Source organism: Vibrio sp. 1978, assembly GCF_033344345.1.
In genome coordinates this window covers 1-722 of the sequence record NZ_JAWPOP010000435.1, presented here as the reverse complement: position 1 = coordinate 722, position 722 = coordinate 1, and the positions used below count along the sequence as shown (strand labels likewise).

At 45.8% G+C, this 722-nt stretch carries 1 protein-coding gene; it reads left to right on the top strand.

All coding sequences use genetic code 11. The features are described from left to right. Positions 1 to 722: PTS transporter subunit EIIC (locus R8N49_RS27085; RefSeq protein WP_318190444.1), on the top strand; the 722-nt coding region annotated here is incomplete at both ends.

The following is a 722-nucleotide window of genomic DNA, read 5'->3' as shown; positions in this document are numbered from 1 at the left end:
GTGCTGTTTCAGGTATTGTATGGCCAACAATCCAAGGTGGTCTAGATGCACTTGCTCACGGTATCTCTACTTCTGGCGCAATCGGTCAGTTTGTATATGGTACGCTTAACCGTGCTCTAATTCCTGTAGGTCTACACCACGTACTGAACTCTTTCTTCTGGTTTGGTATGGGTTCTTGTCAAGAAGTGCTAGTTTCTGGCGCAACAGCTGCTGGTCAAGCTCTTCCTGCACTACAACAACTTTGTGTTGACCCAGCTCTAGCTAAGACTCTTGTTGCAGGTCAAACTCACACATTTGAATTCGCTAACTCAGTAACTCCAGAAATTACAGCAACTGTTAAAGAAGTAACTGAAACAGTTAAATCTGGTGACCTACACCGTTTCTTCGGCGGCGATAAGAGCGCTGGTGTATTCATGAACGGTTTCTTCCCAGTAATGATGTTTGGTCTACCAGGTGCAGCACTTGCTATGTACCTAGCGGCTCCTGTTGAGAAACGTAGCCAAGTTGGTGGTGCATTGTTCTCTGTTGCATTCTGTTCATTCCTAACTGGTATCACAGAGCCTCTAGAGTTCATGTTCGTATTCCTAGCTCCTGCTCTATACGCGATTCACGCAGTGTTCACTGGCCTATCGCTAGTTGTTGCTAACATGCTTGGTACGCTACACGGCTTCACATTCTCTGCTGGTCTAATTGACTACTTGTTGAACTACGGTCTAGCAACT